The organism is Candidatus Neomicrothrix sp. (genome assembly GCF_035329545.1).
Lineage (GTDB): Bacteria > Actinomycetota > Acidimicrobiia > Acidimicrobiales > Microtrichaceae > Microthrix > Microthrix subdominans.
Window position 1 is genome coordinate 196703 of the sequence record NZ_DAOLGP010000002.1, and the last position, 16063, is coordinate 212765.

18 protein-coding genes, 1 tRNA gene and 1 pseudogene are annotated in these 16063 nt (G+C 66.2%); 9 read left to right on the plus strand and 11 right to left on the minus strand.

The features are described 5' to 3' along the window. From rplL to secE, 6 genes and pseudogenes are all read right to left on the minus strand, one after another. A complete protein-coding gene (rplL, locus tag PKD89_RS02370) occupies positions 1-378 on the minus strand; it encodes a 50S ribosomal protein L7/L12 (protein WP_287375823.1) in 378 nt (125 codons plus the stop codon). Positions 379-380: 2 nt separating this feature from the next. After that, positions 381-1121: a 50S ribosomal protein L10 gene (rplJ, locus tag PKD89_RS02375; protein WP_289011775.1), complete on the minus strand. Its 741-nt coding sequence runs from the start codon at positions 1119-1121 to the stop codon at positions 381-383. Between the two features lie 275 nt (positions 1122-1396). Further along, positions 1397-2092: a 50S ribosomal protein L1 gene (rplA, locus tag PKD89_RS02380; RefSeq protein ID WP_320415448.1), complete on the minus strand. Its 696-nt coding sequence runs from the start codon at positions 2090-2092 to the stop codon at positions 1397-1399. 294 nt (positions 2093-2386) lie between these two features. Continuing rightward, positions 2387-2806: pseudogene (gene rplK / locus PKD89_RS02385) on the minus strand (50S ribosomal protein L11); the annotation flags it as partial. Positions 2807-2936: 130 nt separating this feature from the next. Then, positions 2937-3794, minus strand: a complete 858-nt coding sequence (gene nusG, locus PKD89_RS19760) for a transcription termination/antitermination protein NusG (RefSeq protein ID WP_289011776.1) — start codon at positions 3792-3794, stop codon at positions 2937-2939. Between the two features lie 76 nt (positions 3795-3870). After that, on the minus strand, positions 3871-4236 hold the full coding sequence (gene secE / locus PKD89_RS02395) for a preprotein translocase subunit SecE (RefSeq protein ID WP_287375816.1): 366 nt from the start codon (positions 4234-4236) through the stop codon (positions 3871-3873). Positions 4237-4538: 302 nt separating this feature from the next. Between secE and PKD89_RS02400 the strand changes: the two genes are divergently transcribed. The 3 genes from PKD89_RS02400 to PKD89_RS02410 all read left to right on the plus strand — a co-directional run bounded on the left by PKD89_RS02400 (position 4539) and on the right by PKD89_RS02410 (position 6758). Further along, positions 4539-4931 (plus strand): PPOX class F420-dependent oxidoreductase, encoded by a 393-nt coding sequence (locus tag PKD89_RS02400; protein WP_287391093.1) that lies wholly within the window; start codon positions 4539-4541, stop codon positions 4929-4931. A 98-nt stretch (positions 4932-5029) separates the two neighbouring features. After that, on the plus strand, positions 5030-5506 hold the full coding sequence (locus PKD89_RS02405; protein ID WP_289011777.1) for a MarR family winged helix-turn-helix transcriptional regulator: 477 nt from the start codon (positions 5030-5032) through the stop codon (positions 5504-5506). Beyond that, complete coding sequence (locus PKD89_RS02410) at positions 5496-6758, plus strand: MFS transporter (RefSeq protein WP_287375808.1); 1263 nt, start codon at positions 5496-5498, stop codon at positions 6756-6758. The genes PKD89_RS02405 and PKD89_RS02410 overlap by 11 nt, the downstream gene beginning before the upstream one ends. A gap of 829 nt (positions 6759-7587) precedes the next feature. On the opposite strand, the gene PKD89_RS02415 is transcribed toward PKD89_RS02410, so the two are convergent. Beyond that, on the minus strand, positions 7588-8901 hold the full coding sequence (locus tag PKD89_RS02415) for a cation:proton antiporter (RefSeq protein ID WP_287375806.1): 1314 nt from the start codon (positions 8899-8901) through the stop codon (positions 7588-7590). 72 nt (positions 8902-8973) lie between these two features. Here PKD89_RS02415 and PKD89_RS02420 point away from each other — a divergent pair, with 72 nt between their 5' ends. The 6 genes from PKD89_RS02420 (at position 8974) to PKD89_RS02440 (ending at position 14138) form a co-directional block, all read left to right on the plus strand. Beyond that, a complete protein-coding gene (locus PKD89_RS02420; RefSeq protein ID WP_287375803.1) occupies positions 8974-10074 on the plus strand; it encodes an ABC transporter ATP-binding protein in 1101 nt (366 codons plus the stop codon). After that, positions 10071-10937, plus strand: a complete 867-nt coding sequence (locus PKD89_RS02425; protein ID WP_289011778.1) for a carbohydrate ABC transporter permease — start codon at positions 10071-10073, stop codon at positions 10935-10937. The genes PKD89_RS02420 and PKD89_RS02425 overlap by 4 nt, the downstream gene beginning before the upstream one ends. Continuing rightward, positions 10927-11775 (plus strand): carbohydrate ABC transporter permease, encoded by an 849-nt coding sequence (locus tag PKD89_RS02430; protein WP_289011779.1) that lies wholly within the window; start codon positions 10927-10929, stop codon positions 11773-11775. Before PKD89_RS02425 ends, PKD89_RS02430 begins: the two co-directional genes overlap by 11 nt. A 135-nt stretch (positions 11776-11910) precedes the next feature. Then, complete coding sequence (locus PKD89_RS02435) at positions 11911-13281, plus strand: extracellular solute-binding protein (protein WP_289011780.1); 1371 nt, start codon at positions 11911-11913, stop codon at positions 13279-13281. Positions 13282-13583: 302 nt separating this feature from the next. After that, the gene (locus PKD89_RS19775; RefSeq protein ID WP_425591222.1) at positions 13584-13826 is read left to right on the plus strand and encodes a type II toxin-antitoxin system RelE/ParE family toxin; all 243 of its coding nucleotides are present in this window, start codon (positions 13584-13586) and stop codon (positions 13824-13826) included. Between the two features lie 3 nt (positions 13827-13829). Continuing rightward, positions 13830-14138 (plus strand): XRE family transcriptional regulator, encoded by a 309-nt coding sequence (locus PKD89_RS02440; protein WP_287375792.1) that lies wholly within the window; start codon positions 13830-13832, stop codon positions 14136-14138. A gap of 394 nt (positions 14139-14532) precedes the next feature. Here the strand turns inward: PKD89_RS02440 and PKD89_RS02445 are convergent. The 4 genes from PKD89_RS02445 to rpmG all read right to left on the minus strand — a co-directional run bounded on the left by PKD89_RS02445 (position 14533) and on the right by rpmG (position 15997). Beyond that, positions 14533-14605 (minus strand) — tRNA-Trp (locus PKD89_RS02445). Positions 14606-14699: 94 nt separating this feature from the next. Next, positions 14700-15068, minus strand: coding sequence for a hypothetical protein (locus tag PKD89_RS02450; protein WP_287375789.1), 369 nt, complete (start codon positions 15066-15068; stop codon positions 14700-14702). Then, complete coding sequence (locus PKD89_RS02455) at positions 15058-15735, minus strand: RNA polymerase sigma factor (protein ID WP_287375786.1); 678 nt, start codon at positions 15733-15735, stop codon at positions 15058-15060. Before PKD89_RS02455 ends, PKD89_RS02450 begins: the two co-directional genes overlap by 11 nt. A 100-nt stretch (positions 15736-15835) precedes the next feature. Next, entirely contained in the window at positions 15836-15997 is a 162-nt protein-coding gene (gene rpmG, locus PKD89_RS02460; RefSeq protein WP_012229764.1) for a 50S ribosomal protein L33, read from the minus strand. Between the last annotated feature and the right edge of the window lie 66 nt (positions 15998-16063).

The window sequence follows — 16063 nt, forward strand, 5'->3', positions numbered from 1 at the left end:
TTACTTGAGCTCCACGGTGGCGCCAGCGGCCTCAAGGGCCTCCTTGGCCTTCTCGGCCTCGTCCTTGGGCACGCCCTCGAGGACGGGCTTCGGGGCGGCCTCCACCAGATCCTTGGCCTCCTTGAGGCCCAGGCTGGTGAGCCCACGCACCTCCTTGATGACCTGAATCTTCTTGTCGCCTGCGCCGGTCAGGACGACATCGAACTCGTCCTTCTCTTCCTCGGCCTCGGCGCCACCGGCGCCGGGAGCGGCGGCCATGGCGGCCACGGGAGCCGCAGCGGTCACCTCGAACTTCTCTTCGATCGCCTTGACCAGTTCGTAGGCCTCGACCAGCGACAGGTTCGAGATTTCTTCCAGGATGTCGTCAACTTTGCTCATGCTCAGCTCTCCTCAGTGCTTTCCGCCGCGTCGGCGGCGGGTGCTTCGGTGTTCGTGTCTGGGGTTGCGTCGTCGGCGGGTGCCTCCGGCGCAGATGGGGTGGTCTCGCTCGCCTCGGCGGCGGGTGCCGCGTCGGTGGTGGGCTCAGCGGCCGCTGCGCCGTCGTCGGCGAAAACTCCGCCGTCGATCGCCGCCTGCAGCACGTAGGCCAGGGAACGGTGTGTTCCGTGGATCCCGGCTGCCAGCCCGCGGGCCGTGCCGTTGATGCCGGCCGCCAGCTTGGAGTAAATCTCCGGGCCGGAGGGCAGGTCGGCCAGCGCCTTGACGGCCTGGTCGTCGAGGACGTCGCCGCCCATGACTCCGCCCTTGAGGACCAGCAACGGCTGGGCCTTGGCAAATTCGGTGAGCGCCTTAGCGGCTGATCCGACGTCGCTGGCCACAAAGGCCATCGCAGTCGGACCGACCAGCAGGTCGGCCAAATCCCAGTCCAGTTCGTCTGCTGCTCGTCGAACCAAGGTGTTCTTGTACACCTTGTAGACGGCGCCGGCCGCGGTCAGCGAGGCCCGAAGGCTCTGCAGTTCCTTGACCGACAGGCCGCGATACTCGGTGAGGATCACGGCTTCTGCCTCACTCATCCGCTCCTTGACCTCGGTCACCACGGCCACTTTTTCGGGCCTGGGTTCCTTGGCGTCGGCCTCGGCTTCGTGCTCGGCTGCTTCCGGGTGTTCAGGATTGTCTGTCACGCTCACACCTCCTCTCGTTGTCTCGATGGTTGGTGATGGGGTTGAAGATCCCACCCGCTTGCCATGGAAAAGCGAAACGGGTGCCCGCAAGCGGACACCCGAACTAGAGAAGGCGGCACCGAAGTGTCACCAGATCTGAGGAGTCCGCCTAGTTCGGCAAGCCGGGGCTGATTACGGACGTTCCGGCCGAAGCCGGTTGGTCCACCGAAGGTCTCAGGCGATGTGATCTTGTATCGGCAAGGCTAGCGGAGCCGCCGGCCTGTGCTGAAACGGGCCTACTTGGTGTCGTAGGCGCCGGCGTCCACGCGGACGCTGGGACCCATCGTCGAGGACAGCGCGACCTTCTTGAGGTACTTGCCCTTGGACGCCGACGGCTTGGCCCGAACGATCTCGCCCATGACGGCGGCCAGGTTGGCCTCCAGCGCATCGGGCTCGAAGCTCGCCTTGCCGATCGGGACGGCCACGTTGCCGTGCCGGTCGGTGCGGTACTCGACCTTGCCGCCCTTGAACTCGCCGACCGCAGTGGCCACGTCGGGGGTCACCGTGCCGGTCTTCGGGTTGGGCATCAGGCCCCGGGGGCCGAGCACCCGGCCCAGCTTGCCGACGATCGGCATCATGTCCGGAGAGGCGATGGTGAGGTCGAAATCCATCATGCCGCCCTGGATCTCGGCGGCCAGCTCCTCGCCGCCCACGAAATCGGCACCCGCAGCGCGTGCTGCTTCGGCCTGCTCGCCCTCGGCGAAGACCGCAACGCGGACGTTCTTGCCCGAGCCGGACGGGAGCGACACCGTGCCGCGCACCATCTGGTCGGCCTTACGGGGGTCGACCCCAAGGCGAACCACCAGGTCGATGCTCTCGTCGAAGTTCTTCGTCGCCAGCGACTTCACCAGCTCCAGCGCCTCGCGCGGGCCGTGGAACATTTCGCGGTCGTAGCGACGTGCTGCGTCGCGGTACTTCTTGCCTTTCGCCATGATGGCTGCCTCTCGTTAGATGTGGATATGGATGTCGTCCCCGGGGCGAGGTACTCCCCCGACGGGTCGAATGTTGAGCGTCCCGGATGAGCGCCCGGGCCGCTGCGAAGGTCAGCCTTCGGAGTCGGCCGACTCCTCGGCGTCCCCAGCAATCGCGTCGGCGGCCGCTTCGGCCATCCCGCCACTCGGCGCCTCTTCGGCGGCCTGCAGCGCTTCCTGGGCGGCCATCATGGCCTCCTGGGCATCGGCGTCAAGCAACGGCGCCAGCTCCTCGCCCTTTCGGTCGTCCCACAGCACGCGGATGCCCATCGACCTGGCGGTACCGGCGACCTGCTGCTTGGCCTGCTCGAGGTCCTTCGTGTTCAGGTCGGGCATCTTGGTCGTGGCGATCTCGGCCAACTGAGCTTCGGTGATCTCGCCGACGGCACCGCGCCCGGGCAGCTGGCTGCCCTTCTCCAACCCGGCGGCGGCGCGGATCAGCACTGCGGCGGGCGGGGTCTTGAGGACGAACGTGAACGACCGGTCCTCGAAGATGGTGATCTCAACGGGCACGATCGTGCCTCGCTGGCTCTCCGTCTGGGCGTTGTAGGCCTTCGTGAAGTCCATGATGGCGATGCCGTGGGGGCCCAGGGCGGTACCAACCGGCGGCGCAGGCGATGCCTGGCCGGCCGGGATCTGGATCTTGACGACTGCCGAGACCTTCTTCTTTGCCATGATGTGCTCTCTCGTGTGGTGCGATAACTCGACGTTGCGGGGGGAATCTGTCGCCCGGAGTAGGCCCGGGGCGACGCAGGCACAAGGGACCAGTGTGCGCTGCGAACAGCCCACACGGCAAGGTGGGGCCCTACAGCTTGGCCACCTGGGAGAATTCCAGCTCGACCGGGGTCTCCCGGCCGAAGATGTTGACCAGCACCTTCAGCTTCAGCTGATCGGCGTTGATCTCGACGATTTCGCCGGAGAAATCGGCGAACGGACCCTGCTTGACGCGCACGGTCTCGTTGATCTCGTACTCCATGCGGGGCCGGGTGCGCTTGGGGGCGTCCTCGTCGTCCTTCTTCACCTGGAGGAACTTCTCCACCTCCTTGCGGGGCAAGGCCGAGGGCTTGTTGCCTGCGCCGACAAACCCGGTGACACCGGGAGTGTTGCGCACGACGTACCAGGCATCGTCGTTCAAGCGGGTGCGCACCAGCAGGTAACCGGGGAACATCTTCTTCTGGACGACCACCTTTTTGCCCTGGCGGATTTCGCTGACGTCCTCAACGGGGATGACGACCTCGTAGATCCGCTCCTCCATGTTCATCGACAGAGCGCGGGCCTCAAGGTTCTTCTTCACCTTGTTCTCGTAGCCGGACTGCGTGTGCAGCACGTACCACTTACCCGGCTTGTTGAAGGGGCTGATCTCCGGCTCGGGGGCAGCGCCCTCTTCGAGCAGTGCGTCCTCGTCGAGCACCTCGGGGCCAGGCTCGACGCCCGCCTCGTCGGAAGCGGACCCTTCGCTGGCGGCATCCTCGTCGGTGGAAGCATCCACGTCGGCGTCAACCTGCTCCGCGGTATCAACCTGCTCCGCAGTATCAACCTGCTCCGCAGCGTCAGCCTGCTCCGCAGCGTCAGATGCTTCGGTGGGAGCATCGACGGCCGTGTCGGGTGCCTCTGGGGCGTCGTCGACCGGGTCGGTAGCGGCGGTGGGTTCGATATCAGTCATGTGTTTTCCTGGCTGGGGATCGATGGGTGCGGTTCCTGCGGGCACGATCGGGTGCAGGCAAGCGGTGCTGGATGGATCACAGCCCGGGGAGAGACGAAGCGGCCGAGATCAGCCCGGCGGCGGGAGTCGCGTCGACGCCGCTGTCGAAGAGGAAATCCTGCACGAACTTCAGAAAGATCCAGTCGAGGACGGTGACGAAGATCGTCAGCGCCACGATGGCGACCAGGACGATGATCGAGTATCGGATCAGCTCCTCACGGGTGGGCCATGCCACCTTGCGGAGCTCGCTGCGCACCTCCTTGAAGAACTGCGTGGGCGAAGTGCGCTCCTCCTTGCGGACGGTCTTGGCAGGCTGACGCCGGTCGCGCGCCATCGGCGATCCCTCGGCGTCGACTTGTCCTGCCCGCTGCATGGCGCGCTTTTGCTCACGGTTCATTGCCATCGGTTCACCCTCCGGCGAAACAAGGGGGTTGAGTGCTGTCGGTTCACGTCGGGACCCTGCTCAGCAGCTCGGTTCGGGTTCCGGCCACCGCTTTTGAAGACGGCTGACGATTCTACTCAGCCGAACCCGATGTGTACCTACCCGAGCGGCGAGACTCGGCGACGCAACCCGGAGCGAACGCACCACCATAGGCGCTCCGGCCGACCGTGGGGCACCTCCTCAGCGACAGCTGTCGTACTCGTCGACCCGACTGCGCCCAGCGGGCGTTCCGCTCCCCCGAACTCATCGTTACCCTGGCACTCATGACACTCGACGCAGACCTCAAGACGATGGCCCAAGCAAAGAACTTCGCTGCGCTGACGACGCTCATGCCCGACGGGCAGCCCCAAACCCAGCTGATGTGGGTGCACGCCGACGACGAGCACGTGTTCATCAACACCGAGACGGGACGCCAGAAGTACCGCAACGTCGAGGGCGACCCCCGGGTGACGATCACCGTGTTCGACGCCGACAACCCCTATCGCTACGTCGAGGCCCGAGGCCGCGTGGTCGAAACCGAGACCGGCGACGTCGCCCGGGCAAACATCGACGAGCTGGCCCAGAAGTACACCGGCGCCGACTACGCCAACCCGATCGGCTCCGAGCGGGTGATCGTGCGCATCGGCGTCGACCACGTTCACAAGAACGGCATCTGAGACCTCGGCCCTGCGGATCAGGGCCGCAGACGAACACCAACACCCAGAGCTGCGCCCCCCCACCGGAAGGCTGCCACCGTTGGTAGCGTCTCGTCGTCATGGCTCCTCCGTTCAGCGATACCCGTTGGGACACCTTCGGCCTGCTCAAAGAGGCCTACCTGGCGCTCGATCAACGCTTCGCCGAGGTCACGGAGCGGATCGTGCCGGTTGACCGTTCGGTCGTCGACCTGCTGGTTCGGCTGGCCCGCAGCCCTCAACAACGCGCACGGCCGACCGACCTGGCCCGAGGACTGTCGATGGTGCCCAGCCACATCACCAGGTGCCTCGAAGAGGCCGAACGCCGAGGCCTGATCGAACGCTGCGCCCACCCGAGCGATGGCCGCTCGACGCTGATCGTGCTCGCCCTCGCGGGCGAAGAGTTGTTGTCACAGCTCGAGGGGCCCCTCGCCGACGCCCGGGATCGATTCATCCACGGCCTGCTCGGCGAACGCGACGTCGCCGAGCTGGAGCGCCTCACCCGGACGCTCCGCAACCATGCCCAGGGCGAGGCCGGACGATCCCCCGATGGCACGTGAGGACCCGATAGGCGCCCCGTCGTCCGCAGCACCGGAGCGGCGACGCACCCTCGCCTCGCTCAGCTCGCGCAACTACCGGCTGTTCTTCTTCGGTCAGACCGTGTCCCAGGTGGGCAACTGGTTGACGATGGTTGCGCTGACGCTTCTCATCCTGCGGCGCACCGACAGCGGCCTGGCGGTCGGTGCATTGTCTGCCTGCCAGTTTGGACCCGTCCTGTTGCTGTCAGCCTGGGCGGGGGTGGTCGCTGACCGTTCCAACAAGCGCAACCTGCTGCTGATCACGCAGTCGCTGGCGATGTGTGAGTCCTTCGCCCTCGGTGCGCTGGCGTTTATGGACGAGGCGCCGTTGCTTGCCTTCTACGGTGTCGCCGTCGTCGGCGGGTTGTTGCTGGCGATGGACAACCCGGTGCGTCGCTCGTTCGTCAACGAGATGGTGCCCCTCGAGGACGTGTCCAACGCAGTGTCGCTCTACAGCGCCATGAACAGCCTGGCCCGCATCCTGGGACCAACCCTCGCCGGCGTACTGATCGTCAGCGTCGGCTACGGCTGGGCGTTCACGATCGACGCCATCTCCTACGTGGCCGTGATCAGCTCGCTGGTGCTGATGCGTCCCGCCGAGCTGCGCCCGGCGCCCGTTACCCCGAGGGGGGCCGGACAGGTACGGGCCGGGCTGCGCTACATCGCCAGCGTCCCCGAACTGTGGATCACGTTCTCCATGCTGCTGGTCATTGGGATTCTCAGCTACAACTACAGCGTCGTGCTGCCGCTGTTCGTCGTGAAGGGCCTGAACGGGAGCGACGGGGCCTACACCTTGCTGTACTCGGCGTTCAGTGCCGGCGGCCTGATCGGGGCGTTGATCGTCGCCCGGCTCCACACGATCACACCCCGCACGGTCGGGACCAACGCCGCCGCATTGGGGGTGGGCCTGATCGTGTTGTCCGCAGCGCCCAACGTGCCGGTAGCCGTCGTGATCGCCGTGTTCGTCGGCGGCACCAGCATCGCCTACATGACCGCCACCACGGCGATCGCCCAGTTGCGCACCGACCGCCAGATGCTCGGCCGCGTGCTCGCCGTTCAGATGGTGCTCCTGATCGGCACCACCCCGATCGGCGGGCCCATCCTGGGGATGCTGGCCGATGCTGTCGGTGCGAGGGCGCCGGTCGTCATCGGCGGTCTTGGGGCCCTTGCCGCAGCTGCGTTCGGGCTGATCGCATCGACGCGCCTGATCGCCGCCGACAACGCATCGGCTTAAGCGGCCAGGGTCGGTCCCTCCGCCGCCGGTGGTCATCCGGCACGCAGCGCCAAGCCTGTCGACGACTCTGCAATTGCTCGGCTGTCTTACCAACCCGGCATCACCAGCCTGTTCACTATGATCGACCTGTTTGACGTGCCCAACACAAGTGAGGGGCCGGGGCGTGCTCGGTAGACGGCTTTTGGGAATCAAGTTGGCCTGTGGGTTCAGCGCTTGTCTGTTCGCTGCGGCCTGTGGCGGGCCCGACTCAGCACGCGAGCCAAACTTCACCGTGACGGCAGCCCCTGCCTCAGCGACCAGCATCGACGCAACGACGACACCAAAGACATCGATCCCCTCCCCCAGCTCGACCATCGTTGCCACGGTCAGCGCCCCGCCGACGACCAACGCACCATCGCTACCGACGGTCGACGACCAGGCGAGCCCGGCGCCCGAGGCCGATATCGGCCCAAGCAATGGGAGTCCAAGTTGTGACGCTGCGACTCTGGCCAACGTGTGGAATCAACGCTTCGACGGCGACTTCCCCCTCGAGTTGGGCCCGTACGAGTTGACAGACGCGGTGTGCGACAACGGCGTCGCCACGGGCTTTGTAAGCCAATCTCGGGACGATTTGGGGAATCCCGACTTCGGCCAGGCAGTCTTCATCGCCGGACCGAATGGTTGGACGGCCGTGGGCAGGGTCAGGGCCCCAACCTGTGACACCGAGATGAGGCTTATTGAGTCATACGGAATGAACTCGGAAGCTGCCCAGGCTGCAGCCAGGCTGATGCAGGTGGAGGCTTGTTAGCGCTCGACGCAAGGGCGGCGGCGATAACCCGTCAGCCACCGGCTAGCGCTGCGAGGGCTCGATCGGAGGTTGCGTCACGTCACGTTGCGGAGCATCCGGGTAGAGGCGCTTCAGCACCGGCCCGGTGAGGGCGGTGGTGACCAGAGCCATCACGACGATCACCGTGTAGGCGCGGGTGTCGATCACGCCGAGGGACAGCCCGACGGTGGCGACGACGATCTCGAGGGCGCCGCGGGCATTGAGCGAGGCGCCCAACCCGAGGGAGTCACGCCGGTCGACGCCACCCGCCCGTCCGCCCGCGTAGGAGCCGACCACCTTGGCGGCGGTTGCGGCCAAGGTGACGACGATCGCCCACAACGCCACCTCGGGGTCGGCGAGCTGGGTCAGGTCGACACGAATGCCCGCCACGGCGAAGAACAGGGGTGCGAAGATGCCGTTGGTGGCCCACTCCATCGCTTGAAAGCCCTCGCTGCGCGCCAGTCGGCTGCCCCCAATGGCGATGCCGGCGATGAACGCACCGATCACCACCTCGATGCCAACCGCCTGGGTGATCGTTCCCACCGCCACCAGCGTCAACGCCACCAGGCTGATCTCGGCGGCGGGCCCGCCTGAGCGTCGCTCGACCGCCAGCGATATGCGATCGAGGGCCCCAGGCCCGTAACGGATCACCACCACCCCGGTCACGGTCACCGCCGCGACCGCGGTCACCAGCGGGGCCAGCTCGAAGGAGCCCGACTCGGCGATACCCACCACTACCCCGAGCAGCAGCCAGCCCACGATGTCGTTGACGGTGGCGACGCCGAGCGCGACCTGGGCGAAGGGACGGTCGATCAGCCCCAGATCACTCAGGATGCGGGCGGCGACCGGGAGCGACGAGATGGCGAACGCCACGGCGAAGAACATCAAGAAGACGGCCCGCGCCGCGCCGGCGCCCACAAAGAAGTCCGGCAGCAGCGAGCCGACCACCGCCCCCACCACCAGCGGCATGCCCAGGCTCCCGACGGTCACGAAGATCGCCGCCCGGCCTTGGCTTCTGATCGTCGACAGGTCGACCTCGGCACCCGTCGTACCGAGCAAAAAGACGATGCCGACCCAAGCCAGGCCCAGCAGCAGACCCGCCTGGCGCTCGCTGGCAGGGAACAGCCAGGCGAACCCCGTCGGCCAGAGGTGTCCAAACAGCGACGGCCCCAGCACGACGCCGGCGAGCAATTCGCCGATCACCCGCGGCATGCCGATGCGGCGGGCGGCGTAACCACCAGCCCGGGCGAAGAACAAGACGACCAGGATCTGACACCACAGCACCAACAGGGAGTGCTCGTCCAGAGGCGGCAGCGGCGCTACCGCAACCAGGGGCATACCTGAGACTACTGGCGACCGCCGGTGCGATATGGCCGCTGTTGGTAGTCTCCCGGCCTCAAGGGGAGGGTCATGGCCGGTATTTCATTCCACGAGGTCACGAAACGCTTCGGTGACGTCGTTGCGGTCGATGACCTGACACTCGACATCGAAGACCGCGAGCTGCTCGTGCTGTTGGGCCCCTCCGGCTGTGGCAAGTCGACGGCGCTGCGCATGATCGCGGGGCTCGACGAGCCGACCAGCGGAACGGTGAGCATCGGCGAGGAGGTGGTGAACGGAGTCGATCCGGGAGACCGCGACATCGCCATGGTCTTCCAGAGCTACGCGCTCTATCCGCACATGACCGTCTTCAAGAACATCGAAGCGCCACTCCTGAGCCGGCATGTCTCGGTGGACGGTGGCACACCCCGTCGGCTCGACGCCGCCGAGCGCCGGTCGAGGGTGGTCGAAACCGCGGCCACGCTCGACCTTGGTGACTATCTGGACCGCAAGCCGGCTGCCCTCTCGGGAGGGCAACGCCAACGGGTTGCGCTGGCGCGCGCCATTGTGCGTCGTCCACGCGTGTTCCTCATGGACGAGCCGCTTTCCAACTTGGACGCCAAGCTGCGAACCCAGACGCGTCTCGAGCTCGTCGAACTGTGGCGTCGGCTGGAGACCACCTTCGTCTACGTCACCCACGACCAGGTTGAGGCCATGACCATGGCCAGCCGCATCGCCATCCTCGTCGAGGGCCGGCTGCAACAGGTGGGGCGCCCCCAGGAGGTCTACCAGCGTCCGGCCAACCTCTTCGTGGCCCGCTTCATCGGCAGTCCCCCCATGAACACGCTCGACGCCACGGTGGGCCAGGTCGGCGAAGGGTACGTGGCCCGGGTGGGTGATGTGGCGCTGCCACTACCGCCTGACGTGCCGGTGTCGGCCGACCAGCGAATCGTCGTTGGGGTCCGGCCCGAGCACCTCCGCATCGACGCGGACGGCCCGCTCGACGCGGTCGTGCGCAATGTGGAAATGCTGGGTCACGAACAGCACGTCATCTGCGAGGTGGCCAACCAGCTGCTCATCGTCCGGGCGTCCAGCGACGTGCCGATCGTGGAGGTGGGGACCTCGATGCGGCTCCGGCCGGACCCGGGACAGCTCCACATCTTCGAAGCCGAGAGCGGAGGACGTCTGGCATGAGGCGCCGTAAGTCGGCACTGCGTGAGGCCCTGTTCGGATACTCGCTCCTGCTGCCCGCCTTCGCGCTCCTGGGCGTGTTCGCCTACTACCCGCTGTACCGCCTGGTGCGCTTCTCGCTGTACCGGCCCAACCGGTTTGGGACCGGCGAGGTATACGTCGGCCCGTCCAACATCACCGACGTGCTCGGAGGAGAGGAGTTCCGGGACGGACTGTGGATCACGGTCAAGTACCTCATCTACACGGTACCGACGGGCCTGGTGTTGGGCTTGCTGCTGGCCCTGGTGGCGCACCGGCGGCTGCGGGGCATCAAGGCGTTCCAGGCCATCTTCGCCTCGACGGTGGCCACCTCGGTAGCGGTCGCAGCGGTGGTGTTCTTCGGCCTGGTCAATCCGAAGATCGGCAAGTTCGGCCAGGTGAGTTTCATCGATCTGTCGAAGTCGGACAGTGCCCTGCGGGGTGTCTCGCTCACCTCCATCTGGCAGAACATCGGCCTGACCTTCGTGATCGTGCTGGCCGGCCTCCAGGCGGTACCCGACCAGCTCATGGAGGCCGCGCAGCTGGACGGCTTCGGGCCGGTCCGCCGGCTGTTCAAGGTGACGCTTCCGCTGATCTCACCCACCCTGTTGTTTCTGGTCGTGGTGCTGATGATCTTCGGCTTCCAGGCCTTCGCCCCGATGGAGATCCTCACCAACGGGGACCCCGCCGGCAGCACCGAAACGCTGGTGTTCAAGATCTTCAACCGCCAGGGACCAAGCCTCATCAGCGAGGGTTCGGTGATGGCGCTTGGCCTGTTCGGCCTCACGTTTATCGTGACCCTGATCCAGCTCACGATCCTCAACCGGCGGGTTCACTATGGCGAATGAGTCCTCGGCGACCCGTCGCCGCACGCGGGTGTCCGTGGCGGGCTGGTATCTGCTGCTGACGGGGTTGTCGCTCATCATCTTGTTCCCCGTGTGGATGACCATCGTGCGCGCCCTCTCCGAGCCCTTCATCTACATCGAGGAGGGCCAGCCGCTCTACCCGGTCTCCATCGACTGGGGGGTCTTCTCGACCGCGTGGTCCGATGGCGACCTGGGACGGTCGATGGCCTTGACGCTCCTGGTCACCGCCATCATCACCGTGTTCCAGCTGGTGACCTCCGTGCTGGCCGCCTACTCGTTCGCCTTTGTGCGTTTCCCCTTCAAGAACACGCTGTTCGTCGTGTTGCTCGCCTCGCTGCTGCTGCCCGTCGAGGTCACCCTGATCGCCAACGTGCGCACCATCCGAGAGCTCGGGTGGCTCGACTCGGCTCAAGGCCTCAGCGCACCGTTCCTGGCCTCGGCCTTCGGCATCTTCCTGATCCGCCAGGGGTTCCTCGGGGTCCCCTCCGAACTGCGCGATGCGGCGCGGATCGACGGGTTCGGGCACTTCGCTTTCCTGCGGCGCGTCGCCATCCCGGTGAACCGGCCGATTATCGCCTCGTTCACGCTGATCACGGCCCTCGCCGCCTGGAACCAGTACCTGTGGCCCAGGACGGCAACCACCCAGGAACGCTGGGAGACCATCCAGGTGACGCTGCGAAGCATCAGCGTGCAACGACCTGAGCGCTTCAACGTGGGGGTGGCGGCGGCGATCATTGCCTCGCTTCCCATCCTGGCGCTTCTGGTGGTGTTCCAGCGACAGATCATTCGAGGCCTCACCGCCGGAGCGGTGAAGGGCTGACCCAGGAGGAACCAAGTGCAACGATCAGGAACGACCAGGCGGTATCGCCGGGGCATCGCTGCGGTGCTGACGGCCGTCATGGTCGCCGCTTCGTGCGGCGGATCCGACGCGACGTCATCGGCAGATGGTGGCGAGGTGACCTGTCCCGTCGAGGCACTTGAGCAGGCGGACGGCCCGGTGGAGATCACGGTGTGGCACAGCTACGTCGCGCTCGCCAAGCGCACGCTCGAATCCCTGGCCGATCAGTACAACTCCTCCCAGGACCAGGTGAAGGTCACCGTGGAAAGCCAGGGTGTCGGCCCCCAGGAGCTGCACCGCAAGATCGAACAGGCCGCCCCCGACCGTTCCCTTCCCGCCCTGGTGGTGCCCGACGACACCAAAACCCGTTGGATCGCCGACAGCGGCCTCTTCCTCCCGGCCGAGGCGTGCTTCGAGGCCGACCCTGCGGCGGAGAAGATCCGGGAGGACTTCCTGCCGATCGTCCCCGCTTCCTACACCATCGACGATCAGCTGTGGCCGGCGGCGTTCACCACCTACACGGCGCTGATCTACCTCAACCGGGAGCACTTCCAGGCGGCTGGTCTCGACCCCGACGACCCGCCGGAGACCATTGACGAGATGATCATCGCGGCCCGCGCCATCAAGGCGGCCAACGTCCCCGGGGTGGACAGGCCGATGGTGTTCAAGGCGCAGGCGTTTCTGCTGGAATGGTGGCTGTCCGGCGCCGGGCAGGAACTGGTGAACGAGGACAACGGCCGAAGCGGCACCTGGGCCACCGAGTCGAAGTTCGACAATCCGGTCACACGCAACATCCTCACCACGCTCCAGGAGGCGAAGACGGAGGGCCTGCTCGACGTCACGCCCGGCGCCGAGGCCAATGCCGATCACCTGCTGGCCATGGCAGGCCGCCAGTCGTCGTTCGTCGTCGACTCCTCGGCGGCGGCATCGACCGTGGCCGGAGTCATCGAGGGCACGGTGGCGGCCGAGGACCTCAAAGCGGATCTCGGTGTTGAGCTTCCGCCCGGCCTGCAACTCGACCTGGACATCGGGGTGGGTCCCTACCCCGGTGTCGAGGAGGCAGGCCGGGGTCAGGTGGGCGGGCAGGTCTGGTACATGACCAACACGGTGCCCGACGAGCAACAGGCAGCTGCGTGGGACTTCATGAAGTTCCTCAACTCCATCGACTCCCAGGTGCAGTGGGGTGTCGATGGCTCGACGGCCCCGGTCAGCAAGGCCGCAGCCGAGGACCCCAGGCTGCAGGAGGCCTGGACGTCGTCGCTGGGCGGCCGCTGGCAGAAGGTGGCCTACGAGGTGCTGGCCGGCATCAACACCGACTTCCCCGGCCCGGTCATCGGGCCCTACGACCAGGTGCGTCAGGCCATCAAGAAGTGCATGGACCAGGTACTGCTCGATGATGAGCCCGTGGACGAGGCCGTCAAGGAGGCCGACGCCACCATCACCGCTGCCCTGGAGTCCTACAACGAGGACGTCGAGGCCAGCGGATAGGTCTCGACCGGACCCGTTACGAACAGCGACATCGAGCGGGCAAATCGACGACCCCGTGGCGGCACCCGGTCGCCCCAACAAGGATCGGCCCCGTGCCGCACCTTCGACCGTGCCATAGCCATAGGTTGGAATCTATATCGAGTCGACCCTATACTGTTCGCGTGACTTGGGAGATCAACGGCACCGACGAGTTCTCCAACTGGTACACCCACCCTGGCTGAGCCCCAACAAGACGCCGTGATCGCCATCGTCGAGCTGCTAGCAGAGCACGGACCCAACTCGACCGGCCGCACGCCGACCGGATCAAAGGATCGAACTACCACAACCTCAAAGAACTCCGGCCCCGAGGCGCCGCCAAAAACTGTCGGGTCCTGTTCATCTTCGACCCACGTCGACAAGCCATCCTCCTCGTCGGCGGAGACAAGACCGGTCAATGGGCCACGTGGTACCGAACCGCAATCCCCGAAGCAGAACAGCTCTACAAGGACTACCTGGACGAACTTGAGGCCCTCGGTCTCCTCGACAGCGATGAACAAGGACAATAAGCCATGGGACACCGCAAATTCACCGACATCGTCGGCGAGATCGACGAGAACCGTCGAGCCCGCATCGACGCCATCAAAGAAGAAGCTCGCGCCGATGCCGTCGCGTTCAACCTGTCCGAACTTCGCCGCCACCGCTCACTCACCCAAGTGGAACTGGCAGAACGATTGCAACGAGCACAGGCGTCGATCTCAGCCATGGAGACCGCCGACGACAACCTGCTGTCCACCTGGCGATCAGTCGTCGAAAGCATGGGAGGCCACCTCGAACTCGTCGCAGTGTTCGACGATGAACGAATCGCCATACCCAGCTGACCACAACGATCCAACAGCCTGGGCAGAGACGGGCTCAACGACTCAGACCCCGAGCTAACACCACGGGTGGGACTCGCCCCTCGGCAGATGCTCGCGTTCATGCAATGGTTCCATCGTCGCTGGGTGCAGCCGATCGGATGTGCCGTAGTTGACGGCAGCGAGTTGCACGTGTCGGAGCGCTATTGGCGGTCTCTGGTCATGTGGGATGCCGCTCTACCTTGTGGCTGATGGCGCCGGACGGCCACCAAGTCGGATGCGTAGTTCCTCGCCGGGCTGTACGGACCTCAGCTCAACCGAGCCTTAGCGGTGCTGGAACCAGCGATCAGTTAGCGCGCCAGACTCGTGCAACTCGACGACGATCAGGTCGAGATCCCCCCGAAAGGAACTTGACTTGCAGGGCAGGAGGGAGTCGAACCCCCAACCGCCGGTTTTGGAGACCGGTGCTCTGCCAATTGAGCTACTGCCCTTCGCCCGATACCCGAGGGTTTCGGTGAAGCGACAGCCTACCGGAGGAAGCCGGCGTTCGGAAGCTGGGTTTCCGCCGGGGCAGCCTGACGGCCTTCAGGCCGATGCGGCGGTCCGCCCAGAGCGACGGGAGCGGACGGCGATGACGACCGCTCCGGTCACGCCCGCTGCGGTGGCAGCAGCGATGCCGCCGGCGTAGGCGGCGCGGCGCCGGTTGATCAGCGAGCGGATCGCCTGATGTTCGCCCACCTCGCCGACCGACGCCAGCAGCTCGGCGAGCACACCCGGCGCCGGCTCGACCACGTCGGTACGCAGCGTGTGCATGGCCCGCAGCAGCTTGCGGTACTGCACCAGCTCGGCCTGACAGCGCAGGCAGGTCTCGACGTGGGCACGCTCGGCTGGACCGAGCCCATCGGTGCCATCGACCGCTTCGGGCAACGAGTCGGCTATCCGTTCACAGATCACGGCTGCCCACCGCTATGTCCGGCAGCAGCTCGTCGCGCAGTTGATGTCGCGCCCGGTGCAGGCGCACCTTGGAGGCCGACACCGAAATGCCCAGCTCTGAGGCGATGTCGTCGTGGGGCAGATCGTAGATGTCCCGAAGCACCACGACCGCTCGCAGCTTGGGCGCCAGCGTGCCCAATGCTTCGTCGAGGCGAGCGCGAAGCTCGGTGCTCTCGGCCCGGCCGACCGGGTCCCGGCTTGGCTCGGCGTCGGCCGGCTCGCGGTGTTCGTCCAACTCCTCGTGGCGATGTCGCGACCGCTTCTTCAGGTAGCTCGACGCGCAGTTGGCCGTGATGCGGTACATCCACGTGGAAAACTTGGAATCCCCCCGGAACTTGTCCAGGCTGCGGTAGGCCCGCAGGTAGGCCTCCTGGGTGACGTCGAGCGCGTCGTCCTCGGAGCGGCACAGCCGCAGGGCCAACGTGAACACATCCCGGTAGCTGGCGGCCACCAACTCCTGGAACGCCTCGCGGTCGCCCCCCTGCGCTGCCTCCACCCACGCTGCGACCTGGTGGTCGTCGGCCTGACCGTCGGGCGAGCGCCGGACCCGGACGGGGCGCCGCCTCCGGGCGGGTGCGTCTGGAAGCGAGGGGGCCGGTGTGGTCGATGCTGGTTCGACTTGCGCCACGGCCTCAAGGTTACGCCCGCTCCGATGGCGGGACGCGGCAAGGCCGGACGCTTGGCGCCCGGCCTTGCCGTCGTACGTGGTCATCGGGGTGACCGGTTGGTCAGCGGGTCTCGCGATGCACGGTGTGCTTGCGATCCCACGGGCAGAACTTGGACAGTTCCAAACGCTCCCGGGTGTTCACCTTCGACTTGACGGTGGTGTAGTTGCGACGCTTGCACTCGGTGCATTCCATCGTCGCCTTGATTCGCTTGTCAGATGCCATGGCTCGTTCCTCTACTTGATGACTTTGGTGACCCGGCCCGCACCCACCGTACGACCACCCTCACGA